The sequence below is a fragment of the Frankia sp. CcWB2 genome (assembly GCF_977927585.1).
This window is the reverse complement of record NZ_CDWRCM010000217.1, coordinates 2,132-4,240: the sequence shown is the minus strand read 5'-3', so window position 1 is coordinate 4,240 and position 2,109 is coordinate 2,132. Positions and strand designations below refer to the sequence as shown.

The 2,109-nt window shown below is 70.2% G+C and carries 3 protein-coding genes; all 3 read left to right on the top strand.

Features of this window, described 5'->3' with window-relative positions; genetic code table 11:
• A partial coding sequence (locus ACY45C_RS18555; protein WP_462188842.1) for a 2-C-methyl-D-erythritol 4-phosphate cytidylyltransferase occupies positions 1–327 on the top strand: 327 nt, incomplete at its 5' end.
• Positions 290–1,213, top strand: a complete 924-nt coding sequence (locus ACY45C_RS18550) for a phytanoyl-CoA dioxygenase family protein (RefSeq protein WP_462188841.1) — start codon at positions 290–292, stop codon at positions 1,211–1,213. The genes ACY45C_RS18555 and ACY45C_RS18550, both read left to right, overlap by 38 nt.
• Positions 1,213–2,007, top strand: coding sequence for an SDR family oxidoreductase (locus tag ACY45C_RS18545; protein ID WP_462188840.1), 795 nt, complete (start codon positions 1,213–1,215; stop codon positions 2,005–2,007). The genes ACY45C_RS18550 and ACY45C_RS18545 overlap by 1 nt, the downstream gene beginning before the upstream one ends.
• Positions 2,008–2,109: the final 102 nt, after the last annotated feature.

Genomic DNA, 2,109 nt, shown 5'->3' with positions numbered 1-2,109 from the left:
ACGGTGATCGACGGCCTCCCCGACGACACCCCCCGGTTGGTCACTGGGGCCTCGCTGCCGCGGGAGACGCACCGGCTCGTGCAGACCCCGCACGCCTTCCGGGCGGACCTGCTGCGCTCCGTGCACGCGGGGGCCCGCGAGGCCGTCGAGGACTCGGCGATGGTCGCCGCGGCCGGCGGCCTAGTCGTGGTCATCCCCGGCGAGCCGGCGAACATCCATGTCACCACGCCGGACGAACTCGCCATGGCCCGGCTGCTTCTCACCCATGTTCGTTCCGAGGGGGAACCTGATGAGTTCGGTACTGGTCGAGTCCACGCTGTCCGATGACGAGCGGCGGGCGAGGCTCTACGCCGGCGAGCTGTTCGTCTACGCGCCCAGGCCCGCGACGCGGGAGTTCGTCGAGTTCAGCCGCGCCCTGATCCGCGAGGCCTTCGGCGATCTCGACCCCGAGACGGCGCAGTACCACATGCCGGTCGAGGACTACGCGGCCCTGCTCGCCGAGCTGAAGCCACGGTTCATCCACCACCCCACCTGCAAGGAGCTGCTGCCGGCGATTCTCGCCGAGCACGGCTGCGACCTGTCGAAGACCTACTTCGACGTGCCCCGGCTGCGGACCTCGACGTCGGACGACTACCTCACCTCGGGCATCGCCTACGCCTTCCACCCACACCGCGACACCTGGTACTCGGCACCGTTCTGCCAGCTCAACTGGTGGATGCCGATCTTCGACATCGTGCCGGAGAACGCCATGGCCTTCCACCCGCGCTACTTCTCCCAGGGCGTGAAGAACGGTTCCCGCGACTACGACTACTACGAGTGGAACGCGAAGAACCGGGCCGACGCCGCGAAGCACATCAAGTCCGACACTCGCAAGCAGCCCAAGCCCGAGGAGGAGGTGGAAATCTTTCCGCAGACCCGGGTGGTCGCCCCCTCCGGCGGAATAATGATCTTCTCGGCGGCCCAGCTGCACTCCTCGGTGCCGAACAACTCCGGCCGCACCCGGTTCAGCATGGACTTCCGCACCGTCCACTTCGACGACGTGGTCAACCACGTCGGAGCGCCAAACGTCGACGCGGAGTGCACCGGCACGACCATGCGGGACTACCTGCGTGGCACCGACCTGAGCCGGATCCCCGAGGACATCTGCCTGACCTACGACACCGCGCCGCCGCGGGAGGACGCGGTACTGGTGTTCTCCCACCAGAACGTCTGATGGCGGCCCCGAACGGATCGGGCGCGGGCGCAGGCGCGGACGGCCCGGCGGCGGACGAGGTTCCGCTCGCCGGACAGGTCGCTGTGGTGACCGGTGCATCGAGCGGCATCGGCCGGGCCACCGCGCTGCTGCTGGCCTCGGACGGAGCCACCGTCCTCGCGCTTGGGCGCGACCAGACCCGGCTCGACGCCCTCGGCAAGGAGGCAACCGGGCCAGGCACCCTGACGCCGGTGTGCCTCGACCTGACCGACGACGCGGCCGTCGTCGCGTTCACCGCCGAGGTCACGGGCCGCTACGGCCGCGTCGATCATCTGGTGCACAGCGCCGGCGCCTACGGAAGCGCCCGGGTGGACGCCGTGTCGTTGGCCGATCTCGACGCCCAGTACCTCGCGAACGTCCGGGCACCGTACGCGCTCACCCAGCGACTGCTGCCGGCGCTGCGGGTCGCCGGGGCCGACCGCGGCGCCGACATCGTCATCGTCAACTCCACCCAGGGCATCCGGGCCGGCGCGGGCACCAGCGTGTTCGCCGCCACCCAGCACGCCATGCGGGGGTTCGCCGACAGCCTGCGCCAGGAGATCAACGCCGACGGCATCCGGGTGACTACCATCCATCTCGGCCGTACGGCGACCCCGCGGCAGGAGGCGATCTACGCCCGGGAAGGCCGTGAGTACGCGCCCGAGCTACTCGTCCAAGCGGCCGACGTGGCCGATCTCGTCGATTACCTGATCCGACTCCCACCCACCGCGGAGATCACCGAGCTACACCTGCGGCCGGCGAAGAAGAGCTACTGACGCGCTCCCGCTGCGCAACGACTCGGGGCCCGTGGGCGCGCCAGAGCCCACGGGCCCCGAGGCCTAGAAGTCCGCCGACGGCACGATCCCGGCCTCGGGACC